The 19,572-nt window shown below is 72.8% G+C and carries 15 protein-coding genes, 2 pseudogenes and 1 riboswitch; of the genes and pseudogenes, 7 read left to right on the forward strand and 10 right to left on the reverse strand.

Annotation, left to right across the window (positions count from 1 at the left end; genetic code table 11):
- Nucleotides 1-141: 141 nt before the first annotated feature.
- Both G6R25_RS30090 and G6R25_RS02900 read left to right on the forward strand, forming a co-directional pair.
- A pseudogene (locus tag G6R25_RS30090) lies at nt 142-1,909 on the forward strand (protein kinase domain-containing protein).
- 219 nt (nt 1,910-2,128) lie between these two features.
- A complete protein-coding gene (locus G6R25_RS02900; RefSeq protein ID WP_235947256.1) occupies nt 2,129-3,787 on the forward strand; it encodes a serine/threonine-protein kinase in 1,659 nt (552 codons plus the stop codon).
- Here G6R25_RS02900 and G6R25_RS26045 read toward each other — a convergent pair.
- The 3 genes from G6R25_RS26045 to G6R25_RS02910 form a co-directional block, all read right to left on the reverse strand.
- Nucleotides 3,755-3,997: a hypothetical protein gene (locus G6R25_RS26045; protein WP_235947259.1), complete on the reverse strand. Its 243-nt coding sequence runs from the start codon at nt 3,995-3,997 to the stop codon at nt 3,755-3,757. The genes G6R25_RS02900 and G6R25_RS26045 overlap by 33 nt on opposite strands.
- Before the next feature lie 292 nt (nt 3,998-4,289).
- Entirely contained in the window at nt 4,290-6,401 is a 2,112-nt protein-coding gene (locus G6R25_RS24915) for a serine/threonine-protein kinase (protein WP_205446822.1), read from the reverse strand.
- Nucleotides 6,402-7,251: 850 nt separating this feature from the next.
- Nucleotides 7,252-8,160, reverse strand: a complete 909-nt coding sequence (locus tag G6R25_RS02910) for a TIGR03564 family F420-dependent LLM class oxidoreductase (protein WP_163551600.1) — start codon at nt 8,158-8,160, stop codon at nt 7,252-7,254.
- A 114-nt stretch (nt 8,161-8,274) separates the two neighbouring features.
- On the opposite strand from G6R25_RS02910, the gene G6R25_RS02915 reads away from it, so the two are divergent.
- Nucleotides 8,275-8,856, forward strand: coding sequence for a TetR/AcrR family transcriptional regulator (locus G6R25_RS02915; RefSeq protein ID WP_163551587.1), 582 nt, complete (start codon nt 8,275-8,277; stop codon nt 8,854-8,856).
- Here G6R25_RS02915 and bluB read toward each other — a convergent pair.
- Nucleotides 8,830-9,585, reverse strand: coding sequence for a 5,6-dimethylbenzimidazole synthase (bluB, locus tag G6R25_RS02920; RefSeq protein ID WP_268904084.1), 756 nt, complete (start codon nt 9,583-9,585; stop codon nt 8,830-8,832). The two genes, G6R25_RS02915 and bluB, sit on opposite strands and share 27 nt — an antisense overlap.
- 36 nt (nt 9,586-9,621) lie before the next feature.
- A riboswitch (cobalamin riboswitch) is annotated at nt 9,622-9,818 on the reverse strand.
- A 416-nt stretch (nt 9,819-10,234) separates the two neighbouring features.
- Nucleotides 10,235-11,242: an ABC transporter substrate-binding protein gene (locus G6R25_RS02930; protein WP_235947261.1), complete on the reverse strand. Its 1,008-nt coding sequence runs from the start codon at nt 11,240-11,242 to the stop codon at nt 10,235-10,237.
- 454 nt (nt 11,243-11,696) lie between these two features.
- Between G6R25_RS02930 and G6R25_RS26050 the strand changes: the two are divergent.
- Nucleotides 11,697-12,392, forward strand: a pseudogene (locus G6R25_RS26050) (ABC transporter transmembrane domain-containing protein); the annotation flags it as partial.
- Nucleotides 12,393-12,441: 49 nt separating this feature from the next.
- Here G6R25_RS26050 and G6R25_RS26055 read toward each other — a convergent pair.
- Nucleotides 12,442-12,774, reverse strand: coding sequence for a hypothetical protein (locus tag G6R25_RS26055; RefSeq protein WP_235947264.1), 333 nt, complete (start codon nt 12,772-12,774; stop codon nt 12,442-12,444).
- On the opposite strand from G6R25_RS26055, the gene G6R25_RS29270 reads away from it, so the two are divergent.
- The 3 genes from G6R25_RS29270 to G6R25_RS26075 are packed head-to-tail and all read left to right on the forward strand — an operon-like array spanning nt 12,746 to nt 15,140.
- A complete protein-coding gene (locus tag G6R25_RS29270; RefSeq protein WP_272871445.1) occupies nt 12,746-13,345 on the forward strand; it encodes an ATP-binding cassette domain-containing protein in 600 nt (199 codons plus the stop codon). The two genes, G6R25_RS26055 and G6R25_RS29270, sit on opposite strands and share 29 nt — an antisense overlap.
- Complete coding sequence (locus G6R25_RS26070) at nt 13,342-14,301, forward strand: ABC transporter transmembrane domain-containing protein (protein ID WP_235947267.1); 960 nt, start codon at nt 13,342-13,344, stop codon at nt 14,299-14,301. The genes G6R25_RS29270 and G6R25_RS26070 overlap by 4 nt, the downstream gene beginning before the upstream one ends.
- A complete protein-coding gene (locus tag G6R25_RS26075; protein WP_235947271.1) occupies nt 14,298-15,140 on the forward strand; it encodes an ABC transporter ATP-binding protein in 843 nt (280 codons plus the stop codon). The genes G6R25_RS26070 and G6R25_RS26075 overlap by 4 nt, the downstream gene beginning before the upstream one ends.
- Here the strand turns inward: G6R25_RS26075 and G6R25_RS02945 are convergent.
- From G6R25_RS02945 to G6R25_RS02960, 4 genes are all read right to left on the reverse strand, one after another.
- A complete protein-coding gene (locus G6R25_RS02945) occupies nt 15,110-16,831 on the reverse strand; it encodes an amino acid adenylation domain-containing protein (protein ID WP_163551588.1) in 1,722 nt (573 codons plus the stop codon). The two genes, G6R25_RS26075 and G6R25_RS02945, sit on opposite strands and share 31 nt — an antisense overlap.
- A 56-nt stretch (nt 16,832-16,887) precedes the next feature.
- A complete protein-coding gene (locus G6R25_RS02950) occupies nt 16,888-18,336 on the reverse strand; it encodes a cupin domain-containing protein (RefSeq protein WP_163551589.1) in 1,449 nt (482 codons plus the stop codon).
- Nucleotides 18,333-18,677 (reverse strand): AMP-binding enzyme, encoded by a 345-nt coding sequence (locus tag G6R25_RS02955; RefSeq protein ID WP_163551590.1) that lies wholly within the window; start codon nt 18,675-18,677, stop codon nt 18,333-18,335. Before G6R25_RS02955 ends, G6R25_RS02950 begins: the two co-directional genes overlap by 4 nt.
- Nucleotides 18,674-19,572, reverse strand: an 899-nt coding sequence (locus tag G6R25_RS02960; RefSeq protein WP_205446824.1) for an AMP-binding protein, incomplete at its 5' end; no start/stop codon positions are given. The genes G6R25_RS02960 and G6R25_RS02955, both read right to left, overlap by 4 nt.

The raw sequence follows: 19,572 nt of genomic DNA on the forward strand, positions 1-19,572 counted from the left end.
CCGCGCCGGGAGACAATCGGCTCATTCCCTGCACTGCCCCGGGGCGTGCCCCACCAATGCGTGATCGGATAGCCTCCCCCGGCCCCGTCGATCCCCGCACCACCCACCCGCCGGCGGAGAGCTCGGAGAATAGGAAGCGGTGTGCTGACGCCCCTGACCTCGGACGACCCAGACCGCATCGGACCTTTCCGGCTGGCGAACCGCATCGGCGCCGGTGGCATGGGCGTCGTCTACCTCGGCTTCGGCGACGACGGCAAACCGGTCGCCGTCAAGATCCCCTCCGCCGGGCTCGCCGACAACCCCGAGTTCCGCTCCCGGTTCCGCCACGAGGTCGCCGCCGCCCGGCGCGTGCGGGGCAGCTCCGTGGCGGCGGTGCTCGACGCCGACCTGACCGGCGAGCGCCCCTGGATGGCCACCGAGTACGTCGAGGGCCGCAGCCTCGCGGACGCCGTCGCCACCCGAGGTGAGCTCGACGACCGCTTGGTCCATGGGCTGGCGATCGGGCTCGCCGACGCCCTCGTCGCCATCCACGCCGCCGGCGTGGTGCACCGCGACCTCAAACCTGCGACATCCTGCTGGCCTGGGACGGGCCGAAGGTCATCGATTTCGGCATCGCCCACGCGGGGGACAGCACCAGCCACACCCGCACCGGGATGCTGATCGGCACGCTGGTCTGGATGGCCCCCGAGCAGCTGCGCGGCGACCGGGCCGGGCCGCCGGCCGACATCTTCGCCTGGGGCGCCTGCGTCGCGTTCGCCGCCGCCGGGCGCCCCCCGTTCCGGGGTGAACGCGCCGAGGCGGTCGGCATGCAGATCCTCACCGCCGAACCCGACCTCGGCGACCTGCCGGCCGACCTGCTCGGCGTCGTGCGCGCCACGCTGGACAAGGAGCCCGCCCGCCGGCCCACGGCGACCGAGCTGCTCGCCCGGCTCCTCGGGCGCGCCGTGCGGTCCCCCGCCGACTCGGACGAGGCCAGCGAGACCGCCCTGGCCCAGGTGTGGTCCCTGCCGCCCACCCTGCCGCCGGACGCCGGCCCGCCCCGGGGGCTGCGCAACGCCGGGTATGGCCCGGTCGCAGGACGCCCCGAACCCGCCGGCGCGGCCTACCCGGATCCGACGGTGCGCGATCCCCGGTCGTCCTACGATCCCCGGTCGTCCTACAACGCCCCGCCGGGCTACGACGGCCGCACCGGCTACGACACCGGATATGACAACCAGGCCGGGAACCGCTACGGCGGTTCAGGAGGCGGGCGCGGTTCGGGAGGCGGCCAACGCGGCGCGGTCGTCGCGGTCGCCATCCTGATCGCGCTGCTGCTCGGCGGCGGGATCGCGGCAGCCGTCGCGCTCAGCGGCGGCGGTGGGAACGACGACAACACCGCCCCGCCCGTCGGGACCACGCAGGGCGCGGACGGCACGGCGGGCACGGCACCGGGCGGCGCGGCACCGGGCACGGGCGTCACCTCCCCGCCGCAGAGCCCCTCTCGCCCTCGCTCAGCCCGTCGCCGTCGGCGTCGGCGAGTCCCGCGACGCTGTCCACCGACGACGCGGCGACCCTCGTGCGCAACGAAGGCTACGAGCCGGACATGCGCACCTGCCAGGAGGATCGCCAGCTCAGCGTGGTGATCAGCACCGCGCCTGCGGCCGGCGACACGCCCCGCCAGCTCGCCTTCGTCTTCGCCGACGGCAAGTACCGCGGCACCGACACCTCGGCGCCGAGCGCCCACGTCGCCTTCCACAACCAGCGCAACGACCACGAGGTCGTGCTGCGCTATGACACCTACGACCCGCAGGACTCGATCAGCTCCCCGTCCGGCCACGCCGACGTACGCTTCCGCTGGAACGGGACAAGTCTCATCACCCTCGACCCGATCCCGTCGAATGATCCGAACGCCGCCGGCAGCCGACGGTAGTCGGGCCGTGGTCGGCCGCCGGGGACGACGCGCCCACCCCAGCGACCGGCCGCATTCAGACGGCTGGAAGCATTACGGTTCCCTGGAAGCATTACGGTTCGGGGAACACGGTCCTGCGGCGAACAGGGCGGCCCCGGCGGGCGGCCCACGGGCGGCGGGCCAGCCCGGGCCCACGCTGATCAGGGGAGTGACCATTTCGGCGCAGGTCGGGCGGTCCGGGTGGCGTCACCGGACCCGGCGGCGGACACGGTGCCGGTGGGGGCGGGCGGCCGGGGCGGCGTCACGATGTTGACACCGCTGGTCGAGGACGACCCGCGCCGGGTCGGCCCCTTCGCCATCCACAATCGGATTGGCGCGGGCGGCATGGGCACCGTCTACCTGGGGTTCAACGCCGACGGGCGGGCCGTGGCGGTGAAGGTGCCCGACGCCCGGTTTGCCGATGACCCCAAGTTCCGCGAACGCTTCCGCCGCGAGGTCGCCGCCGCCCGGCGCGTGCACGGCCGCGCGGTGGCCGCGGTGCTCGACGCCGACCCGGAGGCCGTCGCCCCCTGGCTCGCGACCGAGTACGTGGAGGGGACCAGCCTCGCGGACGCGGTGCTGCGCCACGGGCGGATGGAGGAGCGGCTGCTGCACGGCTTCAGCGTCGGACTGGCCGACGCCCTGATCGCCATCCACGCCGCCGGGGTCGTGCACCGCGACCTCAAGCCGTCGAACATCCTGCTGGCCTGGGACGGCCCGAAGGTCATCGACTTCGGCATCGCCCGCGCCACCGGAGTGCCCAGCCACACCCGCACCGGGATCCTCATCGGAACACTGGCCTGGATGGCCCCCGAGCAGCTGCGCGGCGAACGGGCCGGGCCGCCGGCGGACATCTTCGCCTGGGGCGCCTGCGTGACGTATGCGGCCACCGGCCATCCACCGTTCGACTCGGATCAGGCCGACGTGTTGACCCGGATGCGCCAGGACCGCCCGCCGGACATCGCCGGGGTGCCCGACGGGCTCCCCCCGCTGGTGCGCGCCGCGCTCACCCGCCGCCCGGAGGATCGACCGAGCGCGGCCGACCTCGTCCGCCGACTCGTCGCCGACCCGCGGGTCGCCACGCCCGCGGACGCCGACCGGGCCGCCGTGCTGGCCCTCACCCCCTGGCAGTCCCGTCCGCCGCTCGCCGCCCCCGACGAGGCCGGCGCCGCCGTCGCCGCCGTCGCCGCCGGCAATGTCCGTGCCGCCGGCAATGTCCGTGCCATCGGGGCGGCCGGGGCCGCGGGAGCCGGTGCGGCACTCGATCCCGACCAGCCCGACCAGCCGACTCACCCGCTGGCCCTGCGCCCCACCCCGCCGCCGGGCAGCGACCGCTCCATCGGCACCTTCCCCGTGCCACCCTGGTCCGATGCCACCGCGGGCGGCGACGGGGCGCCGGCCGCCGACGGCCCGGATCCGCTCGGGCGCCAGCTCGTCGACGTCTCGCACCCGACCGAGCGCCGCCCGTCTGCCGGACGCCTCGCGTTGGCCGCCGCGTCGGGTTCCGGCGCCCAGCGCACCGGCACGGGAGGTTCCAGCGGCCCGCGCGTCGGCGCGGGAGTCGCGGGTGGGATGGCCCGCGGCGCAAGCCCGCTGGACGCCGCGTTCGGCTGGTTGCCCCCGCCGTGGCGGCGGTCTGTCCCGCTGGCCGGCGGGGCGCTGTTGGTCGTCCTGCTGGTCGGCATCATCGCAGTCATCGTCGGCACCGGCGGCTCGGATCCGCAGGTGGAGCCGCCGGGTGTGCCGACGTTGGACAGCACCGGCCCCGGGCATCCGCTCCGATCCGCTGGGGCCCGGCGGGCCGCGGCGGACGCCCGCAGGCCGGGCTCACGGGCCGCTACCTCCGCCGTCGGCCGCTGAGCCCTTGTCCGGCGGGCCGCAGCCCCACCCGACAGCTCCGCAGGACCAGGCCACGGCGACCGTCCCGCCGAGCATCGAACCGAGTTCACCGCAGACCGAGCGGCCGACGCCGACGTCCGGTGCCTCCCCGAGCGGCGAGCCGTCGCCGTCGGCGAGTGCCTCGGCCCCGGCCTCGCCCACGAGCTGCCCGACAGCCGGGCTGGCAGGCACGGCGACGGCTCCGCCGCCCGCCTGTTAGACAAGTGAGCTCTGGGTGTTCCTTCTGCGACAGAGCGGTCGGGGCCGCGCCACGGTTCCGGATGATCGGTAGCTCGCGGCTCGGGATCCTGGCCGCCGCGAGACCGCCGGCATCCTTGCCTACTCAGGTGTGCGCAGAGACATGCTGGGGGTTGATGACGGTTCCAAGGGCCAGGGGGCCCGTCATCAACCTCTAGCACTCTCGGCCCACACGACCCGAAGCACATCCGGATGACCATGGTCTCGCGGGGAATCGCGCGGTCCGCTACTCGGCGTAGTGGCTCACGGAGCACCGGTGGGTGGCTCCTAGGGCGAGGGCCGGCTGGACGGGGAGCTGCCGCAGGACCCCTTGCAGGTCTTTGTCGGCTTGGGTTTCGGCGTGAGCTTGGGCGTCGGCGGACTGGACGAGGGCTCCGCTGACGGTGACGGCGGCGCGGGGGTCGGCGAGCGTGTCGCGGGCGGAACCGGTGGCGGTGGCGTGACGGTGCCACCCAGGCTGGGCGGCGCCCCACCCGGGGACGGCGACGGCGATCCTGCGGATCCCGAGGCCGGGCCGGGTCCCCCAGCGCCACCGGGAACAGAGGCGCCCGGAACGGGAGCTCCGGGGGCGGCGAGCATGCCCCCCGCGCTCGCACCCGGCGCCACCGCAAAGCCGGACCAGCTGCCGCCCCCACCGCCGGCACCGATCGGCCCTGGGGTGGTGAGGCCGGCGCTCGGGGACGCACCGGCGGTGCTGGCGGTCACCCGGGCGGACGATGCGGGGGCCGGGTCCGAACCGTCGGAGGGGATTGCCGCCGCGGCGACAGCCGCGGTGGCGAGGCCGAGCAGCAGGGCCACGCCGCCCGGCCAGGATTCGGGACCGCCGCCGACCGGGCGCATCCGGGGTCCCGTCACCCGACTCGTCGGATCTCCCTGCGGTCATCCCGGCCCCCGCCGGATCGGGCGGTCTCCGCACTGGCGGCACCCCGGTGCTCTCGCCCGGCAGACCCGTACCCACCGGGCCGGACCGCGGTGCCTTCCCCGAACCGGCCAGGCTCGCACTCACCCGACCGGGCTGCACCGCACCGGCCGGGCGCGCCGAAACCTGGGTCGTCGCCATGTCGGGTGCCTCCGCCGGGACAGCAGCCTTCGCCGGGGCAGCAGCCTTCGCCAGATCGGCAGCCTTCGCCGGGGCGGTGGGCGTCGCCGGGTCGGCACTGCGCCGATCCGGCAAGCCGGGCGGGGCCAGCCCACCGGATCCCGGCGACACTGCCCCTACGGGCAGGTACACCGGCACCGGCGTGGTGATCGGATCGTCGAACTCCCCGTCCGCCGAGTCGATCGGAGCTGCCAACACGGCAGGCTCACCCGGAGAGGGTGGCCCGGACGGGGTGAACCATCCCACCGGTTCGCAGGATCCCGCCGAGGCAGCAGGTCCCGCCCCGGATGGCCCAGCCGGGCCACTCGGACGGCCTGCGATCACCACGGTTGCCGCCGCCGAGGACGCCGAGGCCATCGAGGACGCGTAGGACGCGTAGGACGCCGAGAATGCCGAGGATGGCGGGGTACGCAGCGGTGGCAGTGCCGGCAGACCCACCAGGCCTGGCAGCAACGCCTGCAGCCGATCCACACCGGGGCGCTCGTCCGGGTTCTTGGCGGGCATCGCGACCACCACGGCCCACAGCTCGTCGGGGATGCCTATGGGCCGGCCCGGCGCCAGATCGGCGTGGGCCCGCAGGATGGACAGCATCTCCCGGCCGGCGAACGGCGCGACACCACAGAGCATCTCGTACAGCATGGTGCCGGCGGCGTAGATGTCCGCGGCCGGCCCGATGGGGCCACCGTCGACGCTTTCGGGGGCCATATACAGAGGGGTGCCGAGCATCCCGCCAGGAATGGTCAACCTCGTCGCTGCGGACGCCGTCAGGCCGGCGACGCCGAAGTCCGAGATCTTCGGCCGGAACCGTTCCTCGCTGCGGTCGAGCAGCACGTTCTCGGGTTTGAGATCGCGGTGGACGATGCCGAGTCGATGGGCCGCCCCGAGCCCGGCGAGAATGTCGATCATAAGGCCGACCGCCTCCGTGGGCGGCATCGTGCGGCGCCGCTGCAACTCCCGACGCAGATCCGAACCCTCGATGAACTCCATCACGATGGCCAGGTCGCCGCGTTCGGCCACCAGATCATGAATGGCCACCACATAAGGCGACTGGACCCGGATGAGGATCGCGCGCTCACGCATGAATCGGGCGACCACCCCCGGATCCGACGTGAAGTGGGGCAGCAGGAGTTTGAAGGCGAGAACATTGCCCGCCTCGTCGTGGCCGCGCCACACCTCGCCCATACCGCCCCGACCGATGCGGTCTTCCAGGGTGTAGGAACTTCCCAGCCTTCTAGCCACTCGACGCCATCACCGCTTCACTGTGGGTTCCAGGCGGAACTGCGAGCATCCCCCGCGGCGCACCGTCCGGTCCCGTCTTGTAGCAGCGACCGCGCCGAGGACGGCGCAGTCGACGGCAGGCCGTGCAGCCGCGATCACGCCAGACCCACGCATTCCGCGGATCGCGGAGTTGCCACGGCCGGTGAACGGCGGACGGCGGTGCGTCCGTCATTTCGGCGCGGCATTCGTGCCCCGATCCACTGCCCGAAAGGGTTACCCCATGTTCTACGCACACGTCGTCATCTCCGCGCCGGCATCGGCGGACCGCCTTCATTCCCGGTAAAGGCGTGCCCGCGGGCCGAAGCTGGTACCCGCGGTTCCTGTGTGCGATGTCCCTGGTCAGAATGCCGGACGTTGGAGAGCAGGAGGAACTGGGCAGATATGGTTTTCATCACCGGGGGAAACAGCGCGCTCGGGGTATAAGGTCACGCGCCCGATCGCCGGGCCGGCCCACGCCGCCCCGGCCCGGGCGACGTCCGAGGACCATGAGCAGCCGGCCAACGCGACCGTGGCCATCCCGACATTGACGAACGCCCTACCGTGACGAGCGCGATGTCCATGTCCAGGTTGGCGAGGGGGCGCCGGACACGCTGATGCCGGCCTCTCGCCGGACCTCGACGGGTGGCCCCGAGCATTCAACGGCCAGGACGGCCCCGAGCGCGTCGGCGGTGGCGGCTGCCGCGCCCGGCTCCGGCGAACCGGGCATTGGCCCGATCGGGGGACCCCCGATCGGGCCGTGGGCACCCAGAGGTGGTCCGAGCGGGCGAGGCGGGCGAGGCGGGGCGGGCAGGCAGGTGGTCAGGGCAGGTGGTCAGCCGGCCGAGCGCAGGGCCGCGACAACGTCGAGGGTACGCACCTGCTCCTGCGGGGCGCCGATCAGGCTCACGATCAGTTCGGTCGCGCCGGCGTCGGCGTAGCGGCGCAGGGCCCGTTCGACGACCTCCGCCGTGCCTGCGACGACCGTCTCGTGCACGCCGGCGAGGCCCTGGCGATCCAGGATGGCGCGGTAGGCGGGCAGGTCGGAGGCGAAGCCCACCTGCGCCGCCACCTCGGCGCGGGCCCGGTCCGGATCGGCGGCGACGCAGACGATCACTCCGGACACGACTCGCGGCGCCGGTCGGCCCGCGGCCGCCGCCGCCCGGGTGATCGCCGGCACGATGTGGTCGCCGACGGTCTGCGGGCCCGGCCACACCGTCACCGCGCCGTCGGTCAGTTCTCCGGCGATCTGCAGCATCACCGGTCCCAACGCGGACAGGAGCACGGACGGTGGGGTGGCCGCCGGGACGTCGAGCCGGCCCACCGCGGTGACGGTCTCCCCGTGGACGTCGACCGCCTCGCCGCGCAGCAGCGGGAGCAGCGCGCTCAGGTACTCCCGGATGTGGCGGGCCGGGCGGTCGTAGCGGTAACCGAACTGCCCCTCGATGAACTGTGGATGGCTCGGTCCGATGCCCAGCGTGAAGCCCGACGTCGCTACGGCCTGCACCGTGAGCGCCTGGCCGGCCAATGCCAGCGGGTGGCGGGGGTAGGTCTGGACGACCGCGGTTCCCAGCTCGATCCCGGGAACCGCGGCCGCGGCGAGCGCCCCGACGGTGAGTGCGTCCCACGACGTCAGCTGGCTGATGAACGCGCTGTCGAGTCCCCTTCGGGCCGCACTCCGGACCTGATCGATCAGGACTTGCGGGCTCGGACCGCCGCCACCGAGGTAAAGCCCGATCTTTATGATCACTCCAACCTGAACCGGCCCTTCCGGTTCAGGTTGGAACGCTACACTAAGCTGAATATTCGGCTCCGTTTGACCGGAAGGCCGAAGAGCGGTGGGGGGAGGGAGCGGGCCGTGCGAGCCGATGCGCAGCGCAACCGCGAGCTCATCGCGACCACCGCACTCGATCTCCTGGCCCGTCATGGGGCGGCCGTCTCCATGGAGGAAATCGCCCGCGCCGCCGGTCTCGGCGTCGGCACCCTCTACCGCCACTTCCTCGACCGTCAGGCGCTGCTGGACTCCGTCGCCGCCGGCGCGCTGCGCACGCTGCTCGCCGCGGGCCGGTCCGAGCTGGCCTCCCCCGCGCCACGCTGGCAGGCACTGGTCCGGATGGTGGACAGGTGCGCCGGCCTGCCCCTCGCCCTGATCAAGTCGCTGGCCGACGGATCGCAGGTCGACCCCGTCGTCGCCGCCCTGGCCGAGGAGCTGAACACGATGTTCCAGGCAATGGTCGAGGACGCCCAGCGCGAGGGGTCGCTGCGAGCCGACCTCACCGGCGAGCAGGTCGTCGGACTGCTCAACACGGCGGTCTGCCGCCCCGGCGCCCGCCCCGACGACCCGCTCACGACGGTCCTGCTCGACGGCCTGCGGGCCAGGCCCCACCCCCCAGCCGACGCCCCGCCCGTGGCCTCACCCGCGTCGAGATCCGACCGGTAGCTGATCGTCGCGACCGCGCCAGCGTTCGGCGTGGACGGCGTCGGCGAGGGGGCGTCGCCGTGCCCAGCCGTGTCGTTCCAGGTCAGGTGTGGTCTCCAGATGGGTCACGGGGCCGACGCACAGCCAGGCAACCGGGCGGATCCCGGCGGGGATGCCGAGCAGCTCCTGGACGAACGGCTCCCGGTAGAACGAGACCCAGCCGACCCCCAGGCCCTCGGCGGTCGCGGCGAGCCACAGGTTCTCGATGGCCAGGCACACCGAGTACAGGCCCGCGTCGGCGATGGCGTGCCGGCCGAGGACCGCCGGCTCCCCACGCGCCGGGTCATAGGTGACGACCAGTGACATCGACGCCGCCAGGATGCCGTCGATCCGGATCCCGCCGAAACGTTCGGCGCGCTCACCGGCCAGCGTCGCGGCGAACACCGTCCGTTCGTGCTGCACGTGCGCGTGGAAGGCTCGGCGGGTCCGGTCGTCGGTGACGCGGATGAAGTCCCAGGGCTGGCTGAGCCCGACGCTCGGCGCGGCGTGGGCGGCGGCGAGGATGCGCCCGAGGACGTCGGCGGGGATCGGCGCCCCGGTGAACTGACCGCGCACGTCGCGCCGACGGTGGATCGCGTCGTAGAGGGCGTCGGCACCCGAGCCGGTCGCGGGGCCCGATCGGGCCGTCGGGACCGGCGATGCCGGGGAGTCCGGTCGGGGGGTGGTGCCGGTGTCGTGATGGCTGGGCAAGGCAGGCTCCCGCTGTCCGGCCACCCGCGCAGGGGCGGGCGGCGTCGAGGCGGGGCCGGTCTTCGGACTCCCGGATCAACGCCAGGCCGTCCGCCTTCCCAGGCCCGGAGGCCCAGTGGCTGCGCGACGCGCGTGGACGGCGGCTTCCCGGTTACCGCGGCGGGCCCGTGCCGGACTCGCACCGGCTTCCCGATTCTCCCCGGTCACCCGAGGCACCCCGCAAACGTTGCCGTCGCGGACACTACCAGCCGAACAGGACATTCCGGGCTTACGCGCCCGATTCGTCTCTGCGGAAGGGCAAGGCAAGGCCCGGGGTACGCGGCTTGCGCCGCGGGTCAGGGACCGAGGCGCCACAGCCGGCGGTAGTAGGCGATGCGGTCGTCGTCCGGGTCCACGCCGTAGGCGTCGAGCAGGACCGCCTCCCAGCCGGGGCCGTAGTTCCACACCGTTCCTCGACCGCCCCTCCCAGCACGGGGCCGTCATCGCCGGGCATGGTCAGGGTCCCGGCATGGTCAGGGTCCCGGCTCCCCTCCCGAGGGAGATCGACCCCGGTCAGATCTGACGCCCGCGGATCTGACGTCCGGGAGGAGCGGGGCTCGTGCGGCGTGCGGTGGCGGGCGCGCGCCGCACGAGCCCCGGGTCCGGGAGGTCAGCTGGTCGCGGCGACCTTCGTCAGGGTCGGCCTGAGCTGGTCGAGCTGCCACGGGATGTTGAGGATCGTCGGGTTGTTGACCGCACCCGCTATGAAGGCGTCCACCTGCAGGACCCGGCCGGCCTTGACCGCCGGGATCGCGGCGAACAGCTTGTTGGCGTTCATCTCGGTCTTCAGCGCCGGGGTGGCGAAGCCGATCAGCAGGAAGTCGGCGTCCAGGGCTTCGATCTTCTCCATGCTCAGCGACCGGTCCACCACGTTGGTCGTCACCCCCGGCGCGAGCTTCATGCCGAGCTCGCCGTAGAGCTGGACCGACACCGTCTTCGGGTCATCGATGACCGCCAGGCCACCCGGCTCGTAGTAGAAGGAGTAACTGAACGTCCTGCCGGCCAGGCCGGGCAGGCCGTCCTGGACCCCCTGGACCCCCTGGACCCCCTGGACGATCTTTGCAGTTCCGGCGATCGCCTTCTGGACGTCGGCGTTCCGGCCGACGGCCTTGCCGATGATGGTGCTGTTCTCCTGCCAGGTCGCGATGCCGGCGTCGTCGGTGTAGCCGACGGTCGGCGCGATCTTGGAGAGCCGGTCGTAGTAGTCGGCCAAGCTGTAGAAGTTCGTGGCCAGGATCAGGTCGGGGCGCAGCGCGGCGATCTGCTCGAGGTTGAGGTCCCCACTGGTGTCGAGGGCGGCGCTCTTCGACAGATCGATCTTCCCCTGCAGCCAGGGGAAGACGCCGTCGGACTTGTACTCGTTCTTCGCGTACGCGATCGGCGTGATGCCGAGCGTCGCCAGCGTGTCCTCCTCATAGCCGAATGCAATGATCCGCTTCGGCTGGGACTTGACGATCGCGGTGCCGAACTTGTTCTTCAGCGTCACCGGAAAGGCGGCGCTCGACGAGCTCGCCGCAGCCGACGTCCCGCCGCCGCCACTGCTGTCGCAGCCGGCTGCGACAGCCAGCGCCGCGACGGCCAGGAACACCGCGACCAGCAGTTTCAGTCTTCTTCGCACCAGCACAACTTTCTCGTTTGTCGTGATCATCCGCATGCCGTGGCGTACCCGCATGGTCGGAGACGGCAAGCAGCGGTTGCCTGCCCATAAAAGTTAGGTATTGTTAACCTAAGTACTCCGGCCTCGTCAACCCATGGACGGGGTGACTCGACTCCGTGAGCGGATCCCAGAAGGCGGGACACCCAGGTCGGACAGCGGGGCGCGAGCACCGGACCGCCATCCCGCGCACATGGGATGAGGTTAGCCTAACCTCTTCAACATCCCGTAGATCGGTTGTGAGGAGTGATCCAGTGCCGCGACCCGCCCCGCCCCACGGGTTGACCGGGGCCTTGGCCTCGCCGTCGGCCCCAGCCACCTGATGGCGACCGACCCCGCCGCACTCGACCTGGCCGAGCTGCGACGTCCCGTCCGAGGTCGGGTCACGCTGGCGGCCGCGCTGCAGGCTCTGGCCACGATGCTGGCGATCGCCCCGACGGTCGTGCTGGTGGAGATCGCGCGGCGGCTGCTGAGCGGACCGGGGCGGCCCGTGTGGCCGCTGGCCTGGCTCGCGGTCGGCCTGCTCGTGGCGCGCTTCGCGCTGTACGCCGCGGCGAACCTGCTCAGCCATCTCGCCGACGCGGACCTCGCCTACCTGCTGCGCCGTCGCCTCACCGAGCAGGTGAGCGCGCTACCGCTGAGCTGGTTCGCCGGCGGGGTCTCGGCCCGGATCCGCGCGACGGTGCAGGACGACGTGGCGACGCTGCATCACGCGGTGGCCCACGCCCGCGGGGAGCTGGCTTCGGCGGTGGCCGGCCCGGCGGTGGTGGTCGGCTACCTGCTCTGGGTCGACTGGCCGTTGGCACTGGTCACGGTGGCGCTCGTCGCCGCAGCCCAGGCGATCCGGATGCGGCTCGCGGTCCGCGCGAGCGATCAGGTCAGCCGTATCGCCGCGGCCAACGACGAGCTGACCGCGGCCGTGCTCGAGACGGTCCGGGGCATCAGCGTCGTCAAGGCGTTCGCCCGCGGCCGGGGCGCGCCCCGGTTCACCGCCTCCGCGGCCGAGTATGCCGATGCCGACGAGCAGGCCCAGCGCATCTTCCTGCGGCCCCGCGGCGTGGCCCGGGCGACGGTGGCCCCGGCGACCATCGTGTTTGTGGTTGCCGCCGTCGGCACCGGGCTGGTGGCGGCCGGGTGGAGCGATCCGGTGGACCTCGTGGCCTTCAGCGTCCTCGGTGGTCGGGCTGTTCGACCAGATCACCCCGATCTACCTGGCCCAGGACCTGCGGGAACGCTCCCGGGACGCGGCAGGCCGCATCGGCAACCTGCTGCGCGAGCCCCGCCAGCCCGTCCTCGAACCCGGACGTGCCCGTCCGGTGGGCACCCCGCTGACGGTGGAGCTCGACGACGTCCACTTCAGCTACCCGGACGGACACGTCGTCCTGCGCGGCGTCAGCGCGACGCTGCGGCCGGGCACGGTGACTTGCGCTGGTCGGCCCGTCCGGGGCCGGGAAGTCGACGCTGGCGATGCTGCTGGCCCGCTTCGCCGACGTCACCGGGGGCGCCATCCGCCTCGGCGGAGTCGACCTGCGCGACCTCGACCGGGACGACCTGTACCGCCACGTCGGCTTCCTGCTGCAGGACGTCGTCCTGCTGCGCCGCTCGATCCGCGACAACATCGCTCTGGCCGTCCCCGAGGCGTCCGAGGAGGCGGTGCGCGCCGCCGCCCGCGCGGCTGCCGTCGACGACCGCATCCGCGCGCTGCCGCGAGGCTACGACTCGGTGGTCGGCGAGGACGCTCACCTTTCCGGCGGACAGGCGCAGCGGGTCGCGATCGCCCGCACCCTGCTGGCCGGCACACCGATCGTGCTCCTCGACGAGGCCACCGCGTTCGCCGATCCCGACTCCGAGGCCGCGATCCAGGACGCGCTGGCCGAACTGGCCGCCGACCGGACCCTGCTCGTGATCGCGCATCGCCTGTACACGGTCACCGAGACCGACCAGATCCTGGTCCTCGACGACGGACGCCTGCTCGAGCACGGTCGCCACGACGAGCTGCTCGCCGCCGGCGGCCGCTACGCCCGGCTCTGGCAGGCACAGCAGGCACAGCAGGGCGGTCGGGCGTGACCGGCCACCTGCGCGGCCTCGTCCCGGCCGACCAGCACCGGCCCCTCGGCCGGTACCTGGCGGCCGTGGCCGGCTACGCCGTCAGCGAGGGCGTCGCCTTCGCAGTGCTCGTCCCGCTGCTGACCGCCCTGATCGACGGCCGCACGGCCACCGCGGCCCGGTGGCTGATCCCGCTCACCGCCGCGGCGGCGGCCGGCTGGTTCGCGCACTACTACCTGGGATCGCGGGCGCTGCGGCTGTCCTCGGCCTGGCGGCGCGCACTCTACGCGCGGATCGGCGACAAGCTTCCGACGTTGCCGCTGGGCTGGTTCGACGGTCCGTCGGCCGGCCAGGTCCCGCAACTGATCATCGGTGACGTCTCGCGCATCGCCACCACCGTCTTCCTCGCCGAGGCCCTGATCGGCGCGGTCCTGACCCCGGTCACGATCGGGGTGTTCCTGGTCGGCTTCGACTGGCGGATCGGGCTCGCCGCGCTGCTCGCCGTCCCGGTCGTGCTCGTCGCGCTCTCGGTCGGCAGCCGCCTCACCGAGCGCACCGAGGCGGCCAACCACGCCGCCACCGTCGAGGCCGGCGGCCGGCTGGTCGAGTTCGCCGGCGCCCAGCCGACGCTGCGGGCCACCGGCAACACCGCCGCCGGCCGGGCGGCGCTGGACTCGGCGCTGGCCGCCCAGCACCGCGCGGCCCGGCGCGAGGTCGTCGGCTCACTACCAGGCGAATACCTCGGTGAGCTCGGCATCCAGCTGGCCTTCACCGCCCTGTTCCTCGCCGGCCTCGCGCTGGCCACGCATCATCACCTCAGCCCGACCCGGATGATCGTCCTTGTCGTGCTGGGCATCAGCCTGCTGCGCCCACTCGACGCCCTGGTCGGCCTCAGCGCCGCGTTGCGCTCCGCCCAGGCCTCCGCCCCCGGCGGATCGATGAGCTCCTGGCGGTCGAGCCACTCCCGGAACCCGTGACCAGCCGCCGGATCGACCATGCCGGGATCGAGCTCACCGACGTCCACTTCGCCTACCCCGGCGGCCCCCAGGACCTGCGTCCCGAAGCGCCGGGCCCCGAGGCGCTCAGCCCCAAGGTGCTCAGCGGCCTGACGCTGACGATCCCGGCCGGGCGCACCACCGCGCTCGTCGGCCCCTCCGGCGGGGGGAAGACCACCGTCACCAAGCTGATCGCCCGCTTCTTCGACGTCGGCTCCGGTTCGGTGCGCGTCGGCGGCGTCGACGTCCGCGACCTCACCAGCGGCGAGCTGCTCAACCACATCGCGTTCGTGTTCCAGGACGTCTACCTGCTCGACGGCACCGTCGAGGACAACATCCGCTTCGGCAACCCCGACGCGACCCCGGAGCAGGTCCGCGACGCGGCGCACCGCGCGCGGGTCGACGCGATCGTCGCCCGGCTGCCGGACGGCTGGGCCAGCCGCGTCGGCGAGGGCGGCCAGCTGCTGTCCGGCGGCGAACGCCAGCGCGTCGCCATCGCCCGCGCCCTGTGCAAGGACGCGCCGATCGTGCTCCTCGACGAAGCCACGGCCTCCCTCGACACCGAGAACGAGACCGCCGTGCACGCCGCCCTGGCCGAGCTCGCCGTCCACCGCACGGTCCTGGTCATCGCGCACCGGCTGGACACGATCGTCCGGGCCGACCAGATCGCCGTCCTCGACGGCGGCCGGGTCGTCGAGTGCGGCCGGCACGACGAGCTCCTGGCCCAGGACGGGCGGTACGCCGCATTCTGGCGCGAACGCGCCCGCGGCTGGCGGTTGCGCCGCGACGATCAGGAGCCCACCGCGCCGGTAGGTCCGTGAGCCGCTGCAGCCGCGGGCGGCGACACCGTGAGTGCTCGGCGGTCCGCCTTCCCACCGGCGGTGACGGGGAGGGTGTCGACCACCGTCACGACGCTCGGAACCATGTACTGGGGCAGCAGGTCGGCGCACCAGGCCAGCACTTCGCCGGCGAGCGTCACGCCACCGGCCCGATCGGCATCGGGAACGGCGGCGGCATCGGCGACGACGGCATCGGCGACGACGAAGGCGAGCAGACGGGGCGCGGCGGCGTCGCGGGACAGCACGACCGCCGCCCGCCGTACCTGGGGATGCTCGGCCAGCGCCGCCTCGACCTCCTCCAGCTCAAGGCGCATCCCGCGGATCTTCACCTGGTTGTCGGCGCGGCCGACGAACTCCAGCCAGCCTGCGCTGTTCCACCGGGCGAGGTCCCCGGTCCGGTACATCCGCGCGCCATCACCGGCGAACGGGTTGGCGACAAAGCGCGACGCGGTCAGCGCCCCGTTGTTCACATAACCGCGGCCGAGCAGAAAACCGGCCACGTACAGCTCGCCGACCGCGCCGGACGGCACGGGGGTCAGCGCGTCATCGAGGACGTGGAGCTGGGTGTGCGGATTCGGTCGGCCGATCGAGGCTGCGAGCCGCTCGGCACTGTCCCGATAGATCACGTGGGAGACGCCGATCGTCGTTTCGGCCGGGCCGTACCCGTGGTAGAGCGCGGTGTCGACCTGGGCGCGGAAGCGGCCGAAAAGCGCCGGGGTCAGCACCTCGCCACCGCACCAGACATGCCGCAACGAGCTGAGCGCCGGCCTCCCCTCCGCCGCCTCCAACAGAATGTCCAGCATCGACGACACCAGATAGACGAAGGTGACCCGCTCGCCCTCGATGAGGTCGAGCAGGTATCCCGGGTCCAGCTCACCGTCCGGTTCCGCGACGACCACCCGGCCGCCGCAGACGAGCGGAAGCAGAATCTCGTTGATCGAGATGTCGAACGACAACGGCGCCTTGAACAGGGACGCGTCGTCCGCGCCGAAGGTGAACAGATCCGTCACCTGCCAGCGCAGCCGTTCGGCGATCGCGTCATGGCGGATCATCACGCCCTTGGGAGTCCCGGCCGACCCGGACATGAAGATCACGTAAGCCAGCCCCGCCGGCGGGATCGGCAGGTCGAGCGGCTCGGGCGATTCGGCGCCCCAGGCCCAGGCGCCGAGATCGACTGGCACGGCCGGCACCCCGTCCACCAGCCCGCCCGAGTCCACCAGCCCGCCGGACGGCGTCGGCGCGTCCGGACCGGTCACGATCAGCCGGGCCCGCGCATCGGCCAGCACCCGCCGGCGCCGCTGGTCGGGCCAGGACGGCTCGACCGGGACGAACGCTCCGCCCGCGACCATGACCGCCAGCACTGCGACGATCATCTCCGCGGATCGGACCAGCCGGATGCCGACGATGTCCTCCGGCCCGAGACCCCGGGCCCGCAGCGCCCGGGCGAGCTGGAACAGCCTGGCGCCGAGCTCGGCGTAGGTCAGCCGCACCCCGGGTGCCACGAGGGCAGGTGCGTCCGGTGAGCGTCGCACCTGGGCGGTGAACAGATCGGCGACGGTCGTGGTCAGCGCGGGCAGGCTGACGTCGTTGCAGCCTTCGAGCGTCGTCGGCGGGTCGGCCGACCCGGCCGGCGGCGCGGATTCCTCAAAGCGCAGGCTCACAACCATTCCCATCTGTGCACGGTGAAGCGAGAACCATCAATGCCGGCGTCGGGCAGGTCCGGGCCCGATCAGAACTTCAGGTACATGTCGTCCGGGATGATCGGCTGGTGGTAGGTGCACGATCCGGACAGCACCGTGGATCCGTGCAGCCGCGACTTGGGAATGAGAATCTTGTCGCCGTCGCTCAACGCGATCTTGTGGGTGACGTTGTTCCAGAAGTGCATGTCACCCGACTCGATCATGACCAGCCGGTGCTCGTCGTGGACGTGCGTCGTCGACGTCTCGTCACACGACTCGACGAACGTGTCCAGGTCCACCTCGATCCCCTCGGTCGTGAGGTAGGTGTCGATGTCCCGCGCCTTCGCCTTGTGCTCCTCGATCGAGTCCGCCCAGGCCAACTGCTCGGCGAGGTCACGGTCCCACCGGCGGGCGAGCTCGGCGGCGTCGGTGAAACCGGCACGGAAGGCGGTCAGGGCCGCGTCGCCCGACAGCGCGACCAGCGGGGTGAGCAGCGTGTCGACCAGGTCGTCCAGGACGGCCGGGAGCAACGTCGGCGGTCGCGAGGTGAAGAAGGCCGGCTGCTCGCCGAGGCCGCCTTCGACCGCGTCCGCCCAGGCGGTGGCGACGACCGCGTCGTCGATGCGCTGGTGCACGAACGCGCCGACCAGTTCGGCGTGCCGGTGCGGCGCGCGGGACAGGTGGTGAAGATAGTTGCCGCGGGCCAACGAGGTGTTCAGGCAGAGCTGCCAGTACGCCCCGACCGTCGGGGTGAGCCCGGCCGCGGCGAGCAGCGTCGTCCAGGCATCCGAGTCCGCCACCCAGCGCCGATAGTCGTCGAGCAGCAGTTCCCGGGCGACCGGTTGGGTGGGGTTGTACTCGCCGAGCGACGCGCGGGCGGGCGCCGCGCGTACCGCGGGCAGGAACGCCGAGAGCTGCACCAGCGCGAAGGTCGTCGCCTCGCGCCGGTCTCGGGTGCCACGCAGCACCGCGAACGCGTCCCCCGGACGGTCCCGGCGTTCCTCCCAGTAGCCGCGCAGCTCGCCCAGCAACCCGGCGACGGACAGACCGGCCGGTGGGTTCGGGCGCTGGTGCGCCAGGAACGAGAACAGGTGGCGTTCGAGGATCGGCTGGGCTAGCGCGCCGCGCAGCCGGTTCGCCGCGCCGTAGAAGTCCGCGCCGTCACGATCGGCCGCCGCGTTCCGGTTCGGCGGCAGATACAGCAGGTCCGCATCGTAGATGTTGCGCAGCATCCGGTGCCCGAGCAGGCCCGAGAGCTTGAGCGTGTCGTCCGGCCCCAGCGCGGTGGCGTAGTCCAGCCAGGCCAGGTCGGCGGGTCGGACCAGGCGGCGGTACGGATCGTCCTCGGTGGTCAGCTCCTCCCACTGCGCCGGGCGGAAGGCGGGGTTCGACGCGAACGAGCGCACCAACGCGTGCGCGCCCGGACCGTGCTGGGCGGCCTCCACCCGGCGAGCCAGGTCGTCGAACCCGGGCGGCGCCGTGGTCTGGTCCGAAATCATCGAGTTCTTCCTCCAGCGGGAATGGTCGTTGGCTGCGGCTGCGGCTGCGGTGGGGGGGCAGGTGCGGCGAGCGCGCGCCGGTCGATCTTGCCGGCCGCGGTCAGCGGCAGCTCGGCGACATCGACGAAGGTGTCCGGGACCATGTGCTCCGGCAGCCGTTCGGCCAGGCAGGCGCGCAGGTTCGGCGGCCCGCTCGCCCCCGCGCGCACGCAGTACGCCCGCAGCTCGTCGTCCTCCCCGGCCTCGCCGGGGACGACGACGGCGGCCTGGCGGATTCCGGGCTGGCCGCACAGCACGTTCTCGATCTCCTCCAGCTCCACCCGGAAGCCGCGAATCTTCACCTGGTTGTCGGCCCGGCCGAGAAACTCGATCTCTCCGTCTGCGCGGAACCGGCCCAGGTCCCCGGTGGCGTACATCCGGCTGCCGGATTCCGAACTGAACGGGTCGGGCAGAACTGGTCCGCGGTGCGGCGCAGGTCGTTGAGGTAGCCCCGGGCCAGCGGCAACCCGCTGATGAACAGCTCGCCGACCACGCCGAGGGGTACCGGGTTGTACTCGGCGTCCAGGACCCGGATCTGGGTGTTCGGGTTCGGCCGGCCGATCGACACGCGGGCGGTGGCCTGGTCCGGGTCGAACACCCGGCAGGAGACGCCGATCGTCGCCTCGGCGGGCCCGTAGCCGTGGTACAGCCGGGCCCGCCACCGCTCCCGCAAGCGCCGGTATGCCTCGTCGCGCAGGACCTCGCCCCCGCACCAGACGTGCCGCAACGAACGTCCCGCCGCTCGAGCGTCCGGACGCTCAAGCATCGCCCCGAGCATGGACGGCCCGACATAGCAGAACGTCACCGAATGCGCGTAAATGATCTCGAGCAGCGCGCCCGGATCCGCCTCGGCCCCAGGCGGCACGATCACGATGCGCGCCCCGGCGACCAGCGGCAGGAAGATCTCATTGATCGATATGTCGATGCTCAGCGGCGCCTTGTGCAGGACGACGTCGTCGCCCGTGAGACCCAGCAGGTCGACCTGCCAGCGCAGCCGGTTGCAGATCGCCTGATGACGGATCATCACGCCCTTGGGCGTCCCGGTCGACCCGGAGGTGTAGATGACGTAGGCGAGGTTCTCCATGTCCACGGCCGAGTTCGGATCCAAGCCGAAGCTCGCGCCCAAACCGGAGTTCGGGTCCAAGCCGGAGTTCGGGTCGTCGCCCTGAACCGCCCTGGCGGACATGCCGCCGGCCC

Origin of the sequence: Candidatus Frankia alpina, from assembly GCF_902806485.1 — a bacterium.
Lineage (GTDB): Bacteria > Actinomycetota > Actinomycetes > Frankiales > Frankiaceae > Frankia > Frankia alpina.

Excerpts from the sequence above, each read along its gene's own strand:
- G6R25_RS29270 (WP_272871445.1), top strand. The coding sequence starts at position 12,746 with ATGCTGCTGGCCCGCTTCGCCGACGTCACCGGGGGCGCCATCCGCCTC.
- G6R25_RS02945 (WP_163551588.1), bottom strand. The coding sequence starts at position 16,831 with ATGGGAATGGTTGTGAGCCTGCGCTTTGAGGAATCCGCGCCGCCGGCC.
- G6R25_RS02950 (WP_163551589.1), bottom strand. The coding sequence starts at position 18,336 with ATGATTTCGGACCAGACCACGGCGCCGCCCGGGTTCGACGACCTGGCT.